14 protein-coding genes are annotated in these 20,842 nt (G+C 68.2%); 7 read left to right on the plus strand and 7 right to left on the minus strand.

Annotation, left to right across the window (positions count from 1 at the left end; translation table 11 throughout):
* Window positions 1-12 precede the first annotated feature (12 nt).
* From DES41_RS02905 to ugpB, 7 genes are all read right to left on the minus strand, one after another.
* Window positions 13-3,879, minus strand: coding sequence for a non-ribosomal peptide synthetase (locus DES41_RS02905; protein WP_114465764.1), 3,867 nt, complete (start codon window positions 3,877-3,879; stop codon window positions 13-15).
* Window positions 3,864-5,639 (minus strand): cyclic nucleotide-binding and patatin-like phospholipase domain-containing protein, encoded by a 1,776-nt coding sequence (locus tag DES41_RS39525; RefSeq protein WP_114465766.1) that lies wholly within the window; start codon window positions 5,637-5,639, stop codon window positions 3,864-3,866. Before DES41_RS39525 ends, DES41_RS02905 begins: the two co-directional genes overlap by 16 nt.
* A gap of 175 nt (window positions 5,640-5,814) precedes the next feature.
* On the minus strand, window positions 5,815-6,558 hold the full coding sequence (gene ugpQ, locus DES41_RS02915) for a glycerophosphodiester phosphodiesterase (protein ID WP_114465768.1): 744 nt from the start codon (window positions 6,556-6,558) through the stop codon (window positions 5,815-5,817).
* On the minus strand, window positions 6,555-7,616 hold the full coding sequence (locus tag DES41_RS02920; protein WP_114465770.1) for a sn-glycerol-3-phosphate import ATP-binding protein UgpC: 1,062 nt from the start codon (window positions 7,614-7,616) through the stop codon (window positions 6,555-6,557). Before DES41_RS02920 ends, ugpQ begins: the two co-directional genes overlap by 4 nt.
* 10 nt (window positions 7,617-7,626) lie before the next feature.
* Window positions 7,627-8,478: a sn-glycerol-3-phosphate ABC transporter permease UgpE gene (gene ugpE / locus DES41_RS02925; protein ID WP_114465772.1), complete on the minus strand. Its 852-nt coding sequence runs from the start codon at window positions 8,476-8,478 to the stop codon at window positions 7,627-7,629.
* A 1-nt stretch (window position 8,479) separates the two neighbouring features.
* On the minus strand, window positions 8,480-9,361 hold the full coding sequence (gene ugpA / locus DES41_RS02930; protein WP_114465774.1) for a sn-glycerol-3-phosphate ABC transporter permease UgpA: 882 nt from the start codon (window positions 9,359-9,361) through the stop codon (window positions 8,480-8,482).
* A gap of 77 nt (window positions 9,362-9,438) precedes the next feature.
* Window positions 9,439-10,746: a sn-glycerol-3-phosphate ABC transporter substrate-binding protein UgpB gene (gene ugpB / locus DES41_RS02935; RefSeq protein WP_114465776.1), complete on the minus strand. Its 1,308-nt coding sequence runs from the start codon at window positions 10,744-10,746 to the stop codon at window positions 9,439-9,441.
* Between the two features lie 188 nt (window positions 10,747-10,934).
* Here ugpB and DES41_RS02940 point away from each other — a divergent pair, with 188 nt between their 5' ends.
* From DES41_RS02940 to DES41_RS02970, 7 genes are all read left to right on the plus strand, one after another.
* Window positions 10,935-14,786, plus strand: coding sequence for a DUF3683 domain-containing protein (locus tag DES41_RS02940; RefSeq protein ID WP_114465778.1), 3,852 nt, complete (start codon window positions 10,935-10,937; stop codon window positions 14,784-14,786).
* Window positions 14,787-14,796: 10 nt separating this feature from the next.
* Window positions 14,797-15,210 carry a gamma-butyrobetaine hydroxylase family protein gene (locus DES41_RS02945; RefSeq protein ID WP_114465780.1) on the plus strand — a complete coding sequence of 138 codons (414 nt, stop codon included), beginning with the start codon at window positions 14,797-14,799 and terminating at the stop codon, window positions 15,208-15,210.
* A 110-nt stretch (window positions 15,211-15,320) separates the two neighbouring features.
* Window positions 15,321-16,052 carry a bifunctional demethylmenaquinone methyltransferase/2-methoxy-6-polyprenyl-1,4-benzoquinol methylase UbiE gene (gene ubiE, locus DES41_RS02950; RefSeq protein WP_114465781.1) on the plus strand — a complete coding sequence of 244 codons (732 nt, stop codon included), beginning with the start codon at window positions 15,321-15,323 and terminating at the stop codon, window positions 16,050-16,052.
* A 39-nt stretch (window positions 16,053-16,091) separates the two neighbouring features.
* Complete coding sequence (locus tag DES41_RS02955; RefSeq protein WP_114465782.1) at window positions 16,092-17,102, plus strand: Tim44 domain-containing protein; 1,011 nt, start codon at window positions 16,092-16,094, stop codon at window positions 17,100-17,102.
* A gap of 48 nt (window positions 17,103-17,150) precedes the next feature.
* The gene (locus DES41_RS02960) at window positions 17,151-17,696 is read left to right on the plus strand and encodes a ubiquinone biosynthesis accessory factor UbiJ (protein WP_114465783.1); all 546 of its coding nucleotides are present in this window, start codon (window positions 17,151-17,153) and stop codon (window positions 17,694-17,696) included.
* 34 nt (window positions 17,697-17,730) lie between these two features.
* Window positions 17,731-19,302: a ubiquinone biosynthesis regulatory protein kinase UbiB gene (ubiB, locus tag DES41_RS02965; RefSeq protein ID WP_114465784.1), complete on the plus strand. Its 1,572-nt coding sequence runs from the start codon at window positions 17,731-17,733 to the stop codon at window positions 19,300-19,302.
* A 28-nt stretch (window positions 19,303-19,330) separates the two neighbouring features.
* A complete protein-coding gene (locus DES41_RS02970) occupies window positions 19,331-20,776 on the plus strand; it encodes a high affinity choline transporter 1 (protein WP_114465785.1) in 1,446 nt (481 codons plus the stop codon).
* The last annotated feature ends 66 nt before the right edge of the window (window positions 20,777-20,842 follow it).

The raw sequence follows: 20,842 nt of genomic DNA on the forward strand, positions 1-20,842 counted from the left end.
CCCGGGCGGCCGTCACTGGCCCTGCTCCATGCGCTCGCGCAGCGCCGCGGCCAGCTCGGCCACATGCCGCTCGTCGAACATGGTGCCGTGCATGCCGGCGATCTCCACCTCTCGCAGGTGCCGGCCCATGAGCCGGCGCCAGGGCTTGAACAGCCAGCGGTCCCAGGTGCGCAGGCCGGAGGTGCGCACCAGCAGCATGGGCCCGTCGTAGGCCTCGGGCTTGTAGCCCCGCAGCGCCATGACCTGGCTCACGAGGCCGGGGTCGTTGAACATGGCGTCGAGCCGGCGGCCGTTCATCGTTAAGTCCTGGATGTGGAAGTGCCGCACCATCCACCCGGCCGCGCGCCAGGCCCGGGTGCCGCCCAGCACCGAGCTGGGGTAGGTGGTGTCCAGCAACACCAGGCCGCGCACGGGCCAGCCGCGCTGGCGCAGCAGCCGCGCGGTTTCCAGCGCGGCCATGCCAGCCACCGAGAAGCCGGCCACCCAGCCACCGTCGAAGCCCTCGGCCAGCGCCTGCGCCTGGATGCGGTCGGCGTACATGGTGGCGAGTTCGGCGATGGTCGCGATCGGTTCGCCGGGCGGCGGCTGCAGCATGTACAGGCTGCAGGCCTCGCCCATGGCCGGCCCCAGGTTCTGCAGCCGCAGCAGGTCGCCGTGGCCCGAAGCCGCCAAGTACAGCGGCACGCGGCCGCTGCCGCCCAGCGGCAGCAGCAGGCCGGGCGTGGTGCTGTGCTGCTGCAGCGCGGCCGCCAGGCTCTCCACCGTGGGATGCTCGGTGATCAGGTACAGCGGCACCTGCCGGCCCACCAGCTTCTCCAGCCCGCTCATCATGTTGACCGCCGCAAGCGAGTCGCCGCCGAGGTCGAAGAAGTTGTCCTGCACGCCCAGCGTGGGCAGCTTGAGCACCTGTTTCCAGAGTTCCAGCAGCGCGCGCTCGGTGTCGTTCGCCGGGGCGCGCGTGCCCCCGCTCGGCTGCGCCACCGGGTCGGGCAGCTGCTTGTAGTCGATCTTGCCGGTGCCGCTGGACGGCAGCTCGGGCAGCAGCGTGATGCTGGCCGGCAGCATGTAGTCGGGCAGGCGCGCCCGCAGCAGCGCGTGCAGCCGCTCGGCGCTCTGGCCCGGCGCCTGGGCCCAGGCATGGATGGCGGGCTTGCCCCGCAGCTCGCGCAGCGCGGCCGCGGCCTGCACCACGCCGTCGATGGCCAGCAGCGCCGATTCGATCTCGCCAAGCTCGATGCGGTAGCCGCGCAGCTTCACCTGGCGGTCCAGCCGGCCGACGAAGTGCAGATGGCCATCGCTGGCCAGCCAGCCGCGGTCGCCGGTGCGGTACATGCGCTCGCCGACATGGAAGGGGTCGGCCACGAAGGCCTGCAGGTCCAGTTCGGGCCGGTGCAGGTAGCCCCGCGCCACGGCCGCGCCACCGATGAAGATCTCGCCGGCCACGCCCAGCGGCAGCGGGCGCAGGCCGGCGTCCAGCACGTAGATGCGGGTGTCGTCGATGGGCCGGCCGATCGGCAGTGCCGCGTGGCTGCGCTGGGCTTCGCACTCCCAGGCGGTGGCGAAGATGGTGGCCTCGGTCGGCCCGTAGACGTTGAACAAACGCCCACCCGTGACGCTGATGAAGCGGCTGGCCAACTCGGGTGGCAGCACCTCGCCGCCACAGCAGGCCACGCGCAGCTTGAGGCCGGGGCGGCCGGCCACGGCATCGAGGAAGCGCGCCAGCGTGGAGGGCACGAAGGCCATGAACGTCACGCCGTGGCGCAGCGCGAAATCGGCCAGCATCTCGGGCAGCAGCCGGCCAGGCGGCGGCAGCGCCACGCTGGCGCCGTGGATCAGCGGCAGCAGCAGTTCGATCAGGGAGGGATCGAAGGTGGCCTGCGTGCCCTGGCCGGACCGGTCGCGCGCATCCACCGCCCAGGCGCGCGAGAGCCACATGAGCCGGCGCGACAGCATGCCGTGCTCGATGGTCACACCCTTGGGCCGCCCGGTGGATCCCGAGGTGAACAGCACGTAGGCCATGTCCGAGGCGGCCGGCCGGCGCGGCGGCAGGTCGGTCGCGTTGGCGTCGAAGAGCTCGTCGCCCAGCGGCTCCAGCACCAGCGTGTTGCCGTGCAGCCCGCCCAGGCGGTCGGCATGGCGCGGCTGGATCACCAGCGCCGCCGCCCCGCTCTCCTGCAGGATGGCGCCCAGGCGGGCCAGCGGTGCGTCCACGTCCAGCGGCAGGAAGGCCGCACCGGCCTTGGCGATGGCCAACAGCGTGACCACCAGTTCCGGCGAGCGCTCCAGCGCCATGGCGACGACGACATCGCGCCCGGCGCCACGCTCGACCAGCTTGCGCGCCAGGCGGTTGGCGTGCCGGTCCAGCGCCAGGTAATCCATGCTGCCGCCGTCCCAGGCCAGGGCGACGGCCTCTGGCCGCAGCGCCGCCTGGTACTCGAACAAATTCACGAAGGGCAGCACCACCTGGTGCCAGGCCACATCCTTGTGCTGGCCCGAGACCACGTGCCAGCGCTCCTCGGGCGGCAGCAGCTCGATGCCGTCGACGGTGCCCCCTGGCGGCGTGGCCATGATGGCCTCGACCAGGTGCCACAGCCGCCGCCCCAGCAGCTCGGTCTCGCCGGCCGAGAAGCAGGCGGCGCTGGCCTCCAGCGCGAGTTCCACGTCCTGGGTCGGGTGGAATTCGCACACCGTCACGCCCAGCGGGAACCGGGCCACGCCGGAGAACAGCTGGCGCGATTCGACCAGTTGGGCCGCGCCGAAGGAGACGGCGTAGTCCTGCCGCTCGAACGAGAGCAGCACGTCGAACAGCCCGTCGCGGTTGGCGCGGATCATCTGCAGCTCGCGGCCGAGTTCGCTGATCGGGTAGCGCGGATGGCGCAGCGCCGCACGCATGGAGGCGCCGACGTTGGCGATCAGTTCGGCCACCGGCATCTGCGGCGTGATCTCGATGCGGATCGGCACCACGCCGACGAACATGCCCAGCGTGTCGGTGTAGCGGCGCCCGCCCCGGTTCAGGCTGGGCACGCCGACGATCACATCGCTGCGCTCGCAGATCCGCGCAAAGTACAGCACCAGCGCAGCCAGCACCAGGTTGAACACGGTCTGGCCCTGCTCCGTCGCATGGCGGCGCAGGCGCTCGTAGTCGGCCCGCGGCACGCGGTGGAAGGCCAGGCTGGCCGGCGGCAGCGTGTCGGGCCGGGCCTGGCTGAAGCGCCGTTCGATCAGCGGCGTGGGCAGCTCCGGAATGCGTTCGCGCCAGTAACGTGCATCGCGCGCGAAACCCTCGGAGCTGCGGTAGGCGTTGGACTCGGCGATGAAGGTGCTGTAGTGCGGCACCGACGACATCGGTGGCGGTTCGCCGTCCAGCAGCGCGTTGTGGATCTCGGCCCAGCGCCGCATGACCTGCGAGGTGCCCCAGCCGTCCATGACCAGGTGGTGGAACTGGATGGTCAGCCCATGCAGCTGGTCGGACGCGCGCAGCAATGCGAAACGCCATGGCGAGCGGCCGTCCAGCACGAAGGGCTCGGTCATGCGCTGCTGCCACCAACGGCGCATCGCCTCCTTCGGGTCCTCGGCGTCGCCCAGGTCCACCACCTCCAGCGCCGGCTCCTCGGTCGGCGCCAACAGGTGCTGGCGGCCATCCGACATCGGCGCCAGGCGCAGGGCTTCGTTCTCGGCGACCAGGTGCGCGAGCGCGCGGCGGAAGACCGCCAGGTCCAGCAGTCCGACCAGGAAGGCACCGCCGCCGATGTTCAGGTGGGCGCTGCCAGGCCAGGCCCGCTGGTCCAGCCAGACCTCGCGCTGGCTCAGCGACAGCGCCAGTCCGTCGCTGCGCTCGCCGTCGGCGGCCGGGTCGGCATGGACTACGGGCGCGTCCACTGCGCAATCCTCTCCACGGCGTAGCGGTAGCCTGCCTCGACGATCTCGGGCGCGCGCTTGTGGTCCATCATGGAGTATTCGGCCACGGGCGGCTCCAGGTAGTGGTCGGCCTGCGCCACGGTGCCGGCGCGCTTGTGCAGGCCGCCGATGTGGCCGGCCCGGTAGAGGATCTCGACGATGCCGGGTTGCGTGGGCTTGCGTGCCAGCATGCCCTTGAGCGCGCTGCGGCGCGACAGGCGGGCCAGGTCCTGCGCCACGGCCAGGTCTTCCTGCACGTCCACGTCGATGGCGATGATGGTGCCGTTGCCGCGCCGGCGCTCCAGCGGCGTGCCCAGGCGCATGCGCATGGCATCGACCGGCACGTTCTCCAGGATGGCGCCGTCCACGAGCAGGTCGCCCTTGTGCAGCACGGGCGGAAACAGCCCGGCCGGCGAGTTGCTGGCCAGCACGGCCTTCCACAGCGGCCCGGTGTCCTGCACCGTGGTGTGGCCCTTGGACAGGTTGCAGGCGGCGGCGAAGAACGGGCGCCACAGGCTGTCGACGCTGCGCTCGCCGAACATCTTGCGCAGGTCGCGCTCGACCCGGAAGCCCGAGACCAACGAGATCAAGGGCAGCGTCAACCGCTCGCCGCCGGCCGCGAAGGCCTGGGTGTTGCGCATGATCTCGTCCAGCGACAGATCGCACGCGTACTGCGCACCGACCAGCGCGCCCATGCTGTTGCCGCCCACCATGTCGATCGGGATGCCGGCCTCGTGCAGCGCGCGCAGGATGCCCAGGTGGGCATAGCCGCGGGCGCCGCCGCCACCCAGCACCACGCCGATGGCGTTGCCGGTCAGGAAGCGCGCCAGCCGGGCGAAGTCCTCGACATGGTCGGTCCGCAGCGGGTAGACCCGCTCGCAGGCACGGCCGGCGAGCCAGCGCCGCACCTCGTGCGGCGCCTGGGCATCAGCAGGATGCATGACCACCAGGTGCTTGCGCTTGAGCGCGTACCCGGGTTCGCGCGCCAGTTGCTGCTCCAGCTCGCTGACGGCCAGCGCACCGTCTGCGCGGGCCACATAAATCACCTGGTCCGCCTGGCGGAAGGCCCGGCGTGTCCACTCCGACGGCTGGGCCTGGGCCTCGTAGACCAGGTGGTCGAACTGCTCGTCGAGCGCATCGGCGCGGTCGTCGTCACCGGTCTCCTGTGCAGGCGGCGCCAGGTGCCGCGCGCGCCCGGTCTTAGCGAAGGCCGCGGTCAGGGCCCGGGCCACCGCGCCGGCCTGCGCATCCGGGTGCAGGGGCACCACCACGAAGGACTGCGCGAAGGCACGCTGCACCACCTGGGCACCGTGGCGCAGATGGTTGTAGATGGCCTGCGAGAACACCCGGTTGACGGCCAGCGGCCGCAGCTTGAGCAGGGCCTCGAAATCGCTGCTGTGCAGCACGGCCAGTGTGGAGTCCCGTACCGCCGTCACGTCGGCCGTGCGCGGCTGTTGCAGGATCATGCCGGTCTCGCCGACGCCTTCGCCCACGCTGATCTCGTTGTAGAGCAGCAGGCTGCCGTCGGGATTGGTGCGCGATACCCGCAAGCGGCCGCTCAACAGGATCAGCATGCTGTCCGAAGGCGCGCCCTCACGCAGCACCTGGTGGCCGCCGGGCACATCCTGCCGCACGAGGAAGCGCGCCAGGTCTTGCAGCACCTCTTGGTCGAGCTGGCCGAAGATGCGGCTGCTCCTCAGCACCTGCAGTGCGCGCGCCTGAAACTTCTCGATTGCGACCATGCGCGGGAACCCTTTCCTCTGCGGAGCGCATGCGAACGGAATGGATCCCGGTCTGTCGATGCGCCAGTACACACTCCTGCACCCGCGCAAGACGATAACAAATTAGTACGTTCTTTGGCATGAAAAGTGCGCGATTTATCACGCACTTCTCCACCGTTACATGTACGCCTGTGCTTTAGCGCAATGGCGCGAACAGATCGACGCGGTCTGTGATGACGGTGTGCTCGCCAAGCGCGCGCAAGCGTTGCGCCTCGGCTTCGTCGTTGACGGTGTAGCTCGCCATCCGCAGCCCCAGGGCCCGTGCCTGCTGCACCCGGCCGGTCGTCCACAGGCTGTGCCGGCAGACCAGCACCTGGCAGGCCAGGCGTTGCGCCGCCTGCTCCCACCCGGGCGGCAGCTCGTCCAGCAGCAGGCCGCGCGGCAGCGCCGGCTGGGCCGCATGGGCGGCCGCCAGGGCCTCCAATTGGAATGAAGTGAGCAGCGGTGGCACCGGCTGGTCAGCCCACAGTGCCGCTGCCGCTTCGGCCACCGCGGCGCCCGTGGCCGCCTCGGCGCCCGGCGTGGGCTTGATCTCGATGTTGAGCAGCAGGCCGTTGGCCTGGCAAAAGCGGGCGACGCCGGCCAGCGTGGCCAGTGGTTCGCCCGCATAGGCGCGGGAATGCCAGCGGCCAGCGTTCAGCCGAGAGAGTTCGTCCCAGGGCTTGTCGCCGGCGGTGCCCTGGCCGTTGGTGGTGCGTTCCAGCGTGGCGTCGTGCAGCAGGAAGGGCACGCCGTCGGCGCTGAGCTTCACATCGCATTCGAACATGCGGTACCCGTGCGCGGCACCCAGGCGGAAAGCGGCCAGCGTGTTCTCCGGCGCCAGCTTGCCGGCGCCGCGGTGGGCCACCCAGGCGGGGTAAGGCCAGGGCGCGGTGCTCACAGCCGCTGCCGGGTTTCGGCGTCGAACCAGTGCAACTGCGCGGCGGGCACGCCGATGGCCACGGTGTCGCCGATGCGCGGCGCCTCCAGCATCGCGTCCTGCCGCACGGTGAACAGGCTCTGGCCGACGCGGCCATAGACCAGGCGCTCGGCTCCCAGCATCTCGACCGCTTCGACGACCAGCTGCCAGGCGCCATCGGCGCGCAACTCGGCATGTTCGGGCCGCAGGCCCAGCACCAGCGCGCCGTCGCGCGGCGCCGCCAGCGGCAAGGCCAGGCGCTGCTCGCCGACGACGAAGCGCGCGCCTTCCGCCCGGCCTTCGATGAGGTTCATGGGGGGCGAGCCGATGAAGCTGGCCACGAAGGTCGTGGCGGGCCGGTGGTAGACCTCCTCGGGCGTGCCGAACTGCTCCATGCGGCCGGCATTCATGACCATCATGCGCTGCGCCAGCGTCATGGCCTCGACCTGGTCGTGCGTGACGAACAGCGAGGTGATGCCGAGCTCGTTGTGCAGCTTCTGGATCTCCAGCCGCGTCTGGGCGCGCAGCTTGGCGTCCAGGTTGGAGAGCGGCTCGTCGAACAGAAAGACCTGCGGCTGGCGCACGATGGCACGGCCCATGGCCACGCGCTGGCGCTGGCCGCCCGACAGCTGGCGCGGCTTGCGGTCCAAGAGATGCGACAGCTCCAGGATCTTGGCTGCCTTGTCCACGCGCTGGCGGATCTCGTCCTTGGGCACCTTGGCGATCTTCAGGCCATAGGCCATGTTCTCGAAGTTCGTCATGTGCGGGTACAGCGCATAGTTCTGGAACACCATCGCGATGTCGCGCTCGGCCGGTTCCACATCGTTGACCACGCGCGCGCCGATGGCGATCTCGCCCTCGCTGACCTCTTCCAGGCCCGCCACCATGCGCAGCAGTGTGGACTTGCCGCAGCCCGAGGGCCCGACGATGACGACGAACTCGCCGTCGTGGATCTCGGCGTCGACGCCGTGGATGACCTGCAGCGCCTTGGCGCCGTGGCCATAGCGCTTGATGAGCTTGCGGATGGAAATGGAGGCCATGTGTGCTTGCTTACTTCTCGGTGTCGACCAGGCCCTTGACGAACCACTTCTGCATCAGCACCACGACCAGCGCCGGCGGCAGCATGGCCAGGATGGCGGTGGCCATGATGATGTTCCAGTCGGTGGCGGAATCGCCGCTGGCGATCATTCGCTTGATGCCGATGACGATGGGGTACATGTCTTCGGTGGTCGTGGCCAGCAGCGGCCACAGGTACTGGTTCCAGCCGTAGATGAACTGGATCACGAACAGCGCCGCGATGGAGGTCTGCGACAGCGGCACCAGCACATCCTTGAAGAAGCGCATGGGCCCGGCGCCATCGATGCGCGCGGCCTCCACGAGTTCGTCGGGCACGGTCAGGAAGAACTGGCGGAACAGGAAGGTCGCCGTGGCCGAGGCGATGAGCGGCACCGTGAGACCGGCATAGGTGTTCAGCATGCTCAGGTCCGACAGGACCTTGTAGGTGGGCAGGATGCGCACCTCCACCGGCAGCATCAGCGTGATGAAGATCATCCAGAAGACGAGCTTCTTGAACGGGAAGCGGAAGTAGACGATGGCGAAGGCCGACAGCAGCGAGATCGCGATCTTTCCGAGGCTGATGACCAGCGCCGTGACCAGGCTCACCCACATCATGCGGCCGACCGGCGCCGCCGAACCCTGGGTGGAACCGGTGCCCGTGAGGGCCGCCTTGTAGTTCTCCACCATGTGGCTGCCGGGCGTGATCGGCATGGGCACCTGCACGATCTCGTCGCGCGTGTGCGTGGAGGCCACGAAGGCCAGGTAGATCGGGAAGGCGACGATCAGGATGCCCAGCACCAGCACCAGGTGGGACAGCAGCGTCAGCAGGGGGCGGCGTTCGACCATGTCAGTAGTTGACCTTCTTCTCGACGTAGCGGAACTGGATGACGGTCAGCACCACGACGATGGCCATCAGCACCACCGACTGCGCCGCCGAGCCGCCCAGGTCGAGCGCTTTGAAGCCGTCGTGCCAGACCTTGTAGACCAGGATGGAGGTGTCTCGGCCGGGCCCGCCCTCGGTGGTCGCGTGCACGATGGCGAAGGTGTCGAAGAAGGCGTAGACCACGTTGATGACGAGCAGGAAGAACGTGGTGGGCGACAGCAGCGGCAGCTGGATGGAGAGGAAGCGGCGCGCCGGGCCGGCGCCGTCGATGGCGGCGGCCTCGATCAGCGCCTTCGGGATGGACTGCAGTCCCGCCAGGAAGAACAGGAAGTTGTAGGAGATCTGCTTCCAGATGGCAGCGACAACGATCAGCGTGAGCGCGTGGCCGGAATTGAGCAGGTGGTTCCAGTCGTAGCCCAGCCCGCGCAACCCGTAGGCCACGATGCCGATGCTGGGCGAGAACATGAACACCCAGAGCACGCCCGCGACGGCGGGTGCGACGGCGTAGGGAATGATCAGGAAGGTCTTGTAGACCAGAGAGCCGCGCAGGATGCGGTCGGCGAACACCGCCAGCACCAGCGAGACGGCGATGCCGATGCCGGCCACGAGCGCCGAGAACACCGCCGTGACCTTGAACGACTCCAGATAGGCCTCGTCCTCGAACAGCGCGACGAAGTTGTCGAGCCCGACCCAGGTGGTCGAGGTGCCGAAGGCGTCCTCGCTCTGCAGCGACTGCACGATGGCCTGGCTGGCCGGCCAGAAGAAGAACACCAGCACGACTGCCATCTGCGGCGCGACCAGCAGCCAGGGCAGCCATGCCGAGCGGAACAGCACGCGTTTTTCCATGTTGTGATCGTCCTCGGCCGGGGTTACCGCGGCGCGCTCCCTGGCGCCGCGGCGGGCGAGTGTACCTACCGGAGGGCTCAGCCCTTGTTGGCCTTCTGGAAGCGCTCGAGTTGCTCGTTGCCGCGCTTGACGGCGTTGTCCAGCGCCTGCTTGGCGCTTTGCTTGCCGCTCCAGATCTGTTCGGCTTCCTCGTCCACGATGGTGCGGATCTGCAGGAAGTTGCCGAGGCGGATGCCGCGCGACTTGTCGGTGGTCTTGCGGATCATCTGCGTGACGGCCACGTCGGTGCCGGGGTTCTGCTTGTAGAAGCCCGATTTCTCGGTCAACTCATAGGCGGCCATGGTGACCGGCAGGTAGCCCGTGCGCTTGTGGCTGGCGGACTGCACGTCGGCGTTGGACAGGAAGCTGAAGAACGCGGCCACACCCTTGTACTCGGCCGGCTTCTTGCCACCGATGGCCCACAGGCTGGCGCCGCCGATCACGGTGTTCTGCGGCGCGCCGGCCACGTCCGGGTAGTAGGGCAGCGCACCGATGCCGTAGGCGAACTTGGCGTCCTTGGCCACGCGGGCGTACAGGCCGGAGGAGCCGGTCATCATCGCGCACTCGCCCGAGGGGAAGGAGGCGTCGGGGGTGTTGTTGCGGCCCTTGTAGACGAACAGGCCCTGCTGCGACATGTTGGCCAGGTTCTCGAAGTGGCGCACGTGCAGCGGCGAATTGAAGGCCAGGCGCGTGGCCGTGCCGCCGAAGCCGTTGTTGAGCGTGGCGTACAGCGTGTTGTGCCACGCCGAGAAGCTTTCCAGCTGCGTCCAGCTGACCCAGCTGGTCGTGAACGGGCACTTGTGGCCGCTGGCCTTGAGCTTGGCGGCCGCGGCGACGACCTCGGGCCAGGTCGTCGGCGCCTTGTTCGGGTCCAGGCCGGCCGCCTTGAAGGCGTCCTTGTTGTAGTAAAAGATGGTCGTGGAGCTGTTGAACGGGAAGCTCAGCATCTGGCCGTTCGGCGCCGTGTAGTAGCCGGCGACGGCGGAGATGTAGGCGGCCTGGTCGAACTTGGCGCCCGAATCCTTCATGATCTCGCCGACCGGCTTGATCACGCCCTTGGAGGCCATCATGGTCGCGGTGCCGACTTCGAACACCTGCAGGATGTGCGGCGCATTGCCGGCGCGGAAGGCGGCGACCCCGGCCGTCAGCGTCTCGTCGTACTGGCCCTTGTAGGTGGGCACGACCTTGTACTCGCTCTGGCTTGCGTTGAACTGCTTGGCCAGGTCGTTGACCCACTCGCCCAAGGGGCCGCTCATGGCATGCCACCACTGGATTTCGGTCTGTGCGTGGGCCGGCAGCGCGAACGCGGCGGCGGCCAGTGCCGCCAGGGCAAAGGTCTTCTTCATGAATGCTCCGAATTGAAGGAAGGCGGCAGCCTAGCTGCGCCATGTGACAGAACGATTTAAGCGCAGTGACTGTCATGCGCCCATGCGGGCTTTCCATGGTCCGCGCGGATGGCGGCGCTGATTGTTGCGCTGCGGTAACATCCAGCCCCGCCTGCGCAGGGCCGGCGGTCAGCCACGCCCCTCCCCCGATGAATGCCCCGAATACCCTGAACCAGCTTCTGGCGCCGGCAGAAGAGACGCAGCGCCTGCGCGAGATTCCCTACAACTACACCTCGTTCTCCGACCGCGAGATCGTCGTGCGGCTGCTCGGTGCGCGCGCCTGGGAGCTGGTGCAGACCCTGCGTGCCGAACGCCGCACGGGCCGCTCCGCCCGCATGCTGTACGAGGTGTTGGGCGACATCTGGGTGGTGCAGCGCAACCCCTACCTGCAGGACGACCTGCTGGACAACCCCAAACGCCGTGCCTTGCTGGTGCAGGCGCTGCAGCACCGGCTGGCCGCTGCCGAGGAACGCCGCACGCCGCAGGCCGACCCGGCCCGCGATGCGCTGGTCGGCGAGCTGCTGGAGGCCGCGCGCCAGGCCGTGGCCCGCTTCGACGCCGACTTCGCAGAGGTCGCCACGCTGCGCCGGCGCGCGCGCCGCACGCTGCAAAAGCTCACGGCCAAGGACAACATCAAGTTCGACGGCATGTCGCGCGTGTCCCATGTGACGGACGCGACCGACTGGCGCGTCGAATACCCCTTCGTGGTGCTGACGCCCGACACCGAGGCCGAGATGGCCGGCATGGTCGCCGCGTGCATCGAGCTGGGCCTGACCATCATCCCGCGTGGCGGCGGCACCGGCTACACGGGCGGCGCGATCCCGCTGACTTGGAACAGCGCGGTCATCAACACCGAGAAGCTCGAGGCCATGACCGAGGTCGAGCTCGTCGCATTGCCCGGCCTGGAACAGCCAGTGGCCACCATCTGGACCGGCGCCGGCGTCGTCACCCAGCGCGTGGCCGATGCGGCCGAGCGCAGCGGCTATGTGTTCGCGGTCGACCCGACCTCGGCCGAGGCCTCCTGCGTCGGCGGCAACGTGGCCATGAACGCGGGCGGCAAGAAGGCCGTGCTGTGGGGCACGGCGCTGGACAATCTCGCATCCTGGCGCATGGTCACACCGCAGGCGCAGTGGCTGGAAGTCACGCGGCTGAACCACAACCTGGGCAAGATCCACGACGTGGAAGTGGCCAGCTTCCAACTGGAGTACTTCGAGGCCGACGGCAAGACGCCGGTGCGCAGCGAGCGCCTGGACATTCCGGGCCGCACTTTCCGCAAGGAGGGCCTGGGCAAGGACGTGACGGACAAGTTCCTGTCGGGCCTGCCGGGCATCCAGAAGGAAGGCTGCGATGGCCTGATCACCAGCGCGCGCTGGATCGTGCACCGCATGCCGGCGCACACGCGCACGGTCTGCCTGGAGTTCTTCGGCAACGCCAAGGACGCCGTGCCCAGCATCGTCGAGATCAAGGACTTCATGTTCGCCGAGCAGAAGCGCTCGGGCGTGCTGCTGGCCGGCCTGGAGCACCTGGACGACCGGTACCTGAAGGCCGTGGGCTACGCGACCAAGTCCAAGAGCCATGGCGCGGGCCTGCCCAAGATGGTGCTGTTCGGCGACATCGCGGGCGACGACGCCGACGCCGTGGCGCGTGTCACCTCCGAGGTGGTGCGCATCGCCAACTCGCGCAGCGGCGAGGGCTTCATCGCCATCAGCCCCGAGGCGCGCAAGAAGTTCTGGCTGGACCGCAAGCGCACGGCGGCCATCAGCCGCCACACCAACGCCTTCAAGATCAACGAAGACGTGGTGATCCCGCTGCCGCGCATGGCCGAGTACACCGACGGCATCGAGCGCATCAACATCGAGCTCTCGCTGCGCAACAAGCTGGCGCTGGTGGATGCGCTGATCGAGTTCTTCGGCGCCGGCAAGCTGCCGCTGGGCAAGGAGGACGATGCCTCCGAGATCGCCTCGGCCGAGCTGCTGGAAGACCGCGTGGCCCAGGCGCTGGCGCTGCTGCGCGAGGTGCGCATGCAGTGGCAGGGCTGGCTGCACGACGTGGATGCACTGTTCCCTGAGCTGCAGGACCACCGCCTGCGCGCGAGCTGGAAGACGCAGATCCGCGCGCCGCTGCAGACCCTGTTTCCGGGTGCGGCCTTCCGCCCGCTGCTGGCCGAGTGCGACACCATCCACCAGCGCGTGCTGAAGGGCCGCGTCTGGGTTGCGCTGCACATGCACGCCGGCGACGGCAACGTGCACACCAATTTGCCGGTCAACAGCGACAACTACGAGATGCTGCAGACCGCGCACGAGGCCGTGGCCCGCATCATGGTGCTGGCGCGTTCGCTCGACGGCGTGATCTCGGGCGAGCACGGCATCGGCATCACCAAGCTGGAGTTCCTGACCGAGGACGAGGTCGCGCCCTTCGCCGACTACAAGCGCCGCGTCGACCCCGAGGGCCGCTTCAACAAGGGCAAGCTGCTGCGCGACAGCGCGCTGCACGCCGACCTGACGAATGCCTACACCCCGAGCTTCGGGCTGATGGGGCATGAGTCGCTGATCCTGCAGCAGAGCGACATCGGGGCGATTGCCGACAGCATGAAGGACTGCCTGCGCTGCGGCAAGTGCAAGCCGGTCTGCGCCACGCACGTGCCGCGCGCCAACCTGCTCTACAGCCCGCGCAACAAGATCCTGGCCACCTCGCTGCTGATTGAGGCCTTCCTGTACGAGGAGCAGACGCGCCGCGGCGTGTCGATCAAGCACTGGGCCGAGTTCGAGGACGTGGCCGACCACTGCACGGTCTGCCACAAGTGCCTGACGCCCTGCCCGGTCAAGATCGACTTCGGCGACGTGACCATGAACATGCGCAACCTGTTGCGCAAGATGGGCAAGAAGAGCTTCCGCCCCGGCAACGCGGCCGCGATGCTGATGCTCAACGCGACCAACCCGCAGACCATCAAGTTCATGCGCACGGCCATGGTCGATGTCGGCTTCAAGGCCCAGCGCCTGGCCAGTGACCTGCTGCGTGGCCTGTCGAAGAAGCAGACCGCCGCGCCGCCAGCCACGGTGGGGCCCGCTCCCATCAAGGAGCAGGTGGTCCACTTCGTGAACAAGAAGATGCCGAGCGGGCTGCCCAAGCGCAGCGCGCGTGCGCTGCTGGACATCGAAGACAAGGACTACGTGCCCATCATCCGCAATCCGCAGGCCACGAGCACGGATTCGGAGGCGGTGTTCTATTTCCCCGGCTGCGGCTCGGAGCGGCTGTTCAGCCAGGTGGGCCTGGCCACGCAGGCCATGCTCTGGCACGCCGGCGTACAGACCGTGCTGCCGCCGGGCTACCTGTGCTGCGGCTATCCGCAGCGCGGCTCGGGCCAGTTCGACAAGGCCGAGAAGATCATCACCGACAACCGGGTGCTGTTCCACCGCGTGGCCAACACGCTGAACTACCTGGACATCAAGACGGTGGTGGTCAGCTGCGGCACCTGCTACGACCAGCTGCAGGGCTACCAGTTCGACAAGATCTTCCCGGGCTGCCGCATCATCGACATCCACGAGTTCCTGCTGGAGAAGGGCATCACGTTGGGCGAAGGCGGGGCCTACCTGTACCACGACCCCTGCCACACGCCCATGAAGCAGCAGGAGCCCATGAAGACCGTCAAGGCGCTGCTCGGCGATGGCGTGACCAAGAGCGAGCGCTGCTGCGGTGAATCCGGCACGCTGGGCGTGACCCGGCCGGACATCTCCACGCAGATCCGCTTCCGCAAGGAAGAGGAACTGCGCAAGAGCGAGACCGCGCTGCGCGCCCAGGGCGTGCAGGGCGACCTCAAGATCCTGACCAGCTGCCCGAGCTGCCTGCAAGGGCTGTCGCGCTACCAGAACGACCTGCAGAGCGGCCTGCTCGAGGCCGACTACATCGTTGTCGAGATGGCGCGCAAGATCCTCGGCGAGGACTGGATGCAGACCTACGTCGCCGACGCCAACCGCGGCGGCATCGAGCGCGTGCTCGTCTGAGAAAGTTCCCATGGCCGGCCTGACCCCCACCACCCCACAGCCCGAAGACATCACCGTGCACGGCCAGTCGCGCGTGCTGGAGATCGCGTTCTCCGACGGGGCGCGGTTTCGCATCCCGTTCGAGCTGATGCGCGTGTACTCGCCCTCGGCCGAAGTCCAGGGCCACGGGCCTGGCCAGGAGGTGCTGCAGACCGGCAAGCGCGATGTCACGCTGCTGGGGCTGGAGCCCGTCGGCAACTACGCCGTGCAGCCCGGGTTCTCGGACGGCCACAGCTCGGGCATCTTCACCTGGGAATACCTGTACTTCCTGGGCAAGGAAGAACAACAGCTGTGGGCCGACTACACGCGCCGCCTCGCCGAGGCCGGCGTCGACCGCGACGCACCGATGGCTCCGCCGGCGGGCCACGGCTGCGCCAGCCACTGACGGCCCCGCGCGCCTGCGCCCCTCCACTGTGGCGCAAACCGCCACACAATCCCCGATCTGGTGCAGGGATGTGAGTCCCTGCACACCTCTTGTGTCCTAGGATTCGTCGCATGTCATCCACCCATTTCGGTTTCCAGTCCGTCGACGAGACGGAAAAGGCCAGCCGCGTGCGGGAGGTGTTCGATTCGGTCGCACCCAAGTACGACCTCATGAACGACCTCATGTCCGCCGGGCTGCACCGCGTCTGGAAACGCTACACCACGCTGGTGGCCAATGTGCGCGAAGGCCAGCATGTGCTGGACATCGCGGCCGGCACCGGCGACCTCACGCGCAGCTTCGCCAAGAGCGCGGGCCGCACCGGGCTGGTGGTGCACACCGACATCAACGAGGCCATGCTGCGCACCGGGCGCGACCGCCTGCTGGACGAAGGCGTGGTGGTGCCCAGCATGGTCTGCGACGCCGAGGCCCTGCCCTTCGCCGATGAGAGTTTCGACCTCGTCAGCGTGGCCTTCGGCCTGCGCAACATGACGCACAAGGACAAGGCCATCGCCGAGATGTGCCGCGTGCTCAAGCCGCGCGGCAAGCTCCTGGTGCTGGAGTTCTCCAAGGTGGCCAAGCCGCTCGAGAAGGCCTACGACTGGTATTCCTTCAAGGTGCTGCCGCAGGTCGGCAAGATGGTTGCCGGCGACGATGCGAGCTACCGCTACCTGGCCGAATCGATCCGCATGCACCCCGACCAGCAGGCCCTCAAAGGCCTCATGCAGGCGCAGGGATTCGGCCACGTGGACTATCACAACATGACCGGTGGCATGGTGGCCCTGCACGTGGGCATCAAGTGCTGAACCGCTTTTCTTTGATTTGAAGACGACGAGGAGACCTCGATGAAGTTCTGGACCGTGATTTTGGCCGGCGCAATGATATTGACGCTGGGTACCGACGCTGACGCACAGCGCCGCATGGGCGGTGGGAAATCCTTCGGCAAGCAGTCGAACAACGTGACGCAGCGCGAAGCCACGCCGCAGGCACCGGCCGCGCCTGCACAGTCGGCCAACAACGCCGTGCCGGGCAAGACCGCCGCAGCCCCCAACGCGGCTGCTGCAGCGCCCAAGCGCCCCTGGGGCGCCATGCTGGGCGGCCTGGCCGCCGGCCTGGGCCTGGCCTGGCTGGCCTCGTCGCTGGGACTGGGCGAAGCCTTCGGCCAGTTCATGCTGATCGCTTTGCTGGTGCTGGTGGCCATGGTGGTCATCGGGGCGGTGATGCGCGCACGCCGCGGCGCCCAGCCGCAGCAGGCCAACCGCAGCCCGTTCGCTTTCCAGGGCGCAGGCCCCGCCTCCCCGCAGGAGCCGCTGACGCCGCGCAGCTACCGGCCCGAGAACGTCGGCAACGACGCCTCGGCCCGCCCCTGGGAGCGCAACGCGACTGCGTTCGATGCCAGCGGCGCAACCGGTGCCGGCGGCACGGGCGTGGTGATCGGCTCGGGCCTGTCGGGCTCGCAGACCTGGGGCATTCCGGCCGACTTCGATACCGATGGCTTCCTGGTTGCCGCCAAGCGCAACTTCGTGACGCTGCAATCGGCCTGGGACCGTGCCGACATCTCTTCGCTGCGCGCCATGATGACCGACACCATGCTGGGCGAGATCCAGGCGCAGCTGAAGGAACGCGAAGCCCACACCGGCGGCCAGTCCAACACCACCGAAGTCGTGATGCTGGATGCCAAGCTGCTGGGCATCGAGGACACGGGCGAAGACTACATGGCGAGCGTGGAGTTCTCCGGCATGATCCGCGAGGAGCCTTCGGCCGGCCCGAGCCCGTTCCGCGAAGTCTGGAACATGACCAAGCCCAAGAGCGGCCATGCCGGCTGGCTGGTGGCCGGTGTTCAGGCACTGCAATAAAGCCAATGCGCCGCGGAATGCGGCGCAAACGCGGAAATAATCGGGGACATGGCCACATCGTCCCCTTTTTCTTTTCTGGGCAATCTGCTCGACCGCGTCGGCAGCTCGCTGCAGCCGCCCACCTGGGCCGTGGAGGAATTCCACCGGCGCCTGGTGCTGTTGCTGAACCACGTGCTGATGCAGGAAGCGCAGGCCATGGACCGCCTGGTGCGCCACCAGGGCCGCGCCGTGCGCTTCCAGTGGCGCCACTTCACGCTGCACCTCAAGGCCACGCCCGCCGGCCTGCTGGACCTGGCCGACGCGCTGACACCGGCCGACCTGACACTGACCGTGACCGAGGAATCCCCGGCCGCGCTGGCGCAGACGCTGCTGCGCGGAGACAAGCCCGGCATCCGCATCGAGGGCGATGTGCAGCTGGCCGCCGACGTGAACTGGCTCATCGAGCACGTGCGCTGGGACATCGAGGAAGACCTGTCGCGCGTGATCGGTGACGCACCGGCCCACACGCTGGGCCAGGTCGGCCGGGCTGCGTCCGCGGCGCTGAAGAAGTTCGTGGCACTGGCCAGCGGCGCGCGCGGCAAGAACCCGGCATGAGCGTCGACACGACGGCCGGCAGGAAGGCCGCACCGTGAGGCAGCTCGCCCGCGGCGCCTACATCTCCTGGATCGCGCTGCGCTACGGCCTAGACGAGCTGGTGCTCTCCAGTTTCCGCCAGCCCTGGCTGCGCGGGCTCACGCGCGTGCTCTCGGTCGGGCGCGACCTGAGCGCGCCGCGCGGCCAGCGCCTGCGCGAGGCGCTGGAAAAACTGGGCCCGCTGTTCGTGAAGTTCGGACAGGTGCTGTCCACGCGGCGCGACCTGCTGCCGCCCGACATCGCCGACGAGCTCGCCCGGCTGCAGGACCGCGTGCCGCCCTTTCCTTCCGAGATCGCGGTGCAGACCATCGAGCGCGCGTTCCGCAAGCCGCTCGACGAGGTCTTCATCCAGTTCGACCGCACGCCGATCGCCAGCGCTTCCATCGCGCAGGTGCACTTTGCCGTGCTGCGCACACGCAAGGGCGAGCAGCGCGAGGTGGCCGTCAAGGTGCTGCGCCCCGGCATGCTGGCCACCATCGAGAACGACCTGGGGCTGATGCGCATGCTGGCCAGCTGGGTGCAGCGTGCATCCAACGAAGCCAAGCGGCTCAAGCCGCTGGAGGTGGTGGGCGAGTTCGACAAGTACCTGCACGACGAACTTGACCTGCTGCGCGAGGCCTCCAGCGCAGCCCAGTTGCGCCGCAACATGGCCGACCTGGACCTGGTGCTGATTCCCGAGATGTTCTGGGACTACTGTGCGCCGGACGTGATCGTCATGGAGCGCATGAACGGCGTGCCCATTGGCCAGACCGCACGGTTGCGCGAGGCCGGCGTCGACATGCACCGACTGGCACGCGACGGCGTCACCATCTTCTTCACGCAGGTGTTCCGCGACGGCTTCTTCCACGCCGACATGCATCCCGGCAACATCCAGGTGAGCCTGGCGCCGGCCACGTTCGGGCGCTACATCTCGCTGGACTTCGGCATCGTCGGTACGCTGACCGAGTTCGACAAGGAGTACCTGGCACAGAACTTCACGGCCTTCTTTCGGCGCGACTACAAGCGCGTGGCCGAGCTGCACATCGAATCGGGCTGGGTGCCGGCCAACACACGCGTCGACGAGCTCGAGGCCGCCATTCGCGCCGTCTGCGAGCCCTACTTCGACCGTCCGCTCAAGGAGATCTCGCTGGGCATGGTGCTGATGCGGCTGTTCCAGACTTCGCGCCGCTTCCATGTGGAGATCCAGCCCCAGCTGGTGCTGCTGCAGAAGACGCTGCTGAACATCGAGGGCCTCGGACGCGAACTCGATCCCGACCTGGATCTGTGGGCCACCGCCAAGCCCTTCCTGGAGAAATGGATGATGCAGCAGATCGGCCCGCAAGCCCTGCTGCGCCAGCTGCGCGACGAGGCGCCGCGCTACGCCAAGCTGCTGCCCGAGATGCCGCGCCTCTTGGTCGACTACCTGCGCCGCGGCGGCCACGCGCCCGCGCACGACCGCCAGCTGCTGCAACTGCTGGCCGAGCAGCGCCGCACCAACCGGCTGCTGCAGGCCATCATCTACGGCGGCATCGGTTTTGCTTTGGGCCTGCTGGCCATGCAGCTGTGGGTGCGCGTGCAGCTGTTCTGAACAACGACTTGACGGGAGAACTGGGATCGTGTTGCTGACACTGGTGTTCGTCTACCTTCTCGCCACCATTGCAGTGGGCCTGTGGGCCGCCCGCAGGGTGAAGACCACGGCCGACTTCGCAGTCGCCGGCAAGAACCTGCCGCTCATCATGATCGTGACGACCACGTTCGCCACCTGGTTCGGCTCGGAGACCGTGATGGGCATCCCGGCCAAGTTCGTCCAGGGTGGGCTCAATGGCGTGGTCGAAGACCCGTTCGGCGCCGGCTTCTGCCTGATCCTGGTGGGCGTGTTCTTCGCCGCCAAGCTCTACAAGATGGACCTGCTGACCATCAGCGACTACTACCGCGAGCGCTACGGACGCGTGGTCGAGGTGGGCTGCTCGCTGATCATCATGCTGAGCTACCTGGGCTGGGTCTCGGCCCAGGTCACGGCCCTGGGTCTGGTGTTCCACCTGCTATCGGGCGGTGCCATCAGCGTGTCCATGGGGATGGTGATCGGCGTGGTCTCCATCCTGGCCTACACGCTGTTCGGCGGCATGTGGTCGGTGGCCGTGACGGACTTCGTGCAGATGATCATCCTGGTGGCCGGGCTGGCCATCCTGGCGGTGTTCGCCGGTCAGATGGCCGGCGGCGCCGACAAGGTGATCGACCTGGCCGTGAGCCGCGACCTGTTCAAGTTCTGGCCCGAGCCCAGTCTGCACGACATGCTGTTCTTCTTTGCCGCCGCGATCACCATGATGCTGGGATCGATCCCGCAGCAGGACGTGTTCCAGCGCGTGATGTCGGCCCACAGCGTCTCGGCCGCGACCAAGGGCCCCGTGATCGGTGGCACGCTGTACATCCTGTTCGCCTTCGTGCCCATGTTCCTGGTGGCCAGCGCGCTGATCATCATGCCCGAGCAGACCCAGGCGCTGCTGGCCGACGACCCGCAGAAGATCCTGCCCACGCTGGTCATGGAGAAGATGCCGTTCGTGATGCAGGTGCTGTTCTTCGGCGCGCTGCTGTCGGCCATCAAGTCGACCGCCTCGGCCACGCTGCTGGCGCCTTCGGTCACGTTCACCGAGAACATCTGGCGGCAGTTCGTGCCGCGCACCAGCGATCGCCAGGAACTGCTGACCATGCGCATCACGGTGCTGGTCTTCAGCGCCTGCGTGCTGGCCTACTCCATCGCGATGGAAGGCACCTCGATCTACGAACTCGTGTCCGGCGCCTACCAGGTGCCCTTGGTCGGCGCCTTCGTTCCGCTGGTGTTCGGCCTGTACTGGAAGCGCGCCAGCACCCAGGGCGCCATCGCGGCCGTCATCGCCGGCATCGGCACCTGGCTGGCCGTCATGTACATGCCATGGGCTGAAGTGTTCCCGGCGCAACTGGCCGGCGTGTTGGCATCCATGGCCGGCATGGTGGTCGGCTCGCTGGCGCCGCAGTGGATCGCCAACCGGCACGCCGGCCACCACCCGCTGGTGCGCAGCGCATGACGCATGCCGCGGGCGGGCCGCGGCCTATAATCGAGGGTTTTTTTGAGCCCAACCGTCCGCCCACGC

It is taken from the genome of Pseudorhodoferax soli, assembly GCF_003337555.1.
Lineage (GTDB): Bacteria > Pseudomonadota > Gammaproteobacteria > Burkholderiales > Burkholderiaceae_C > Pseudorhodoferax > Pseudorhodoferax soli.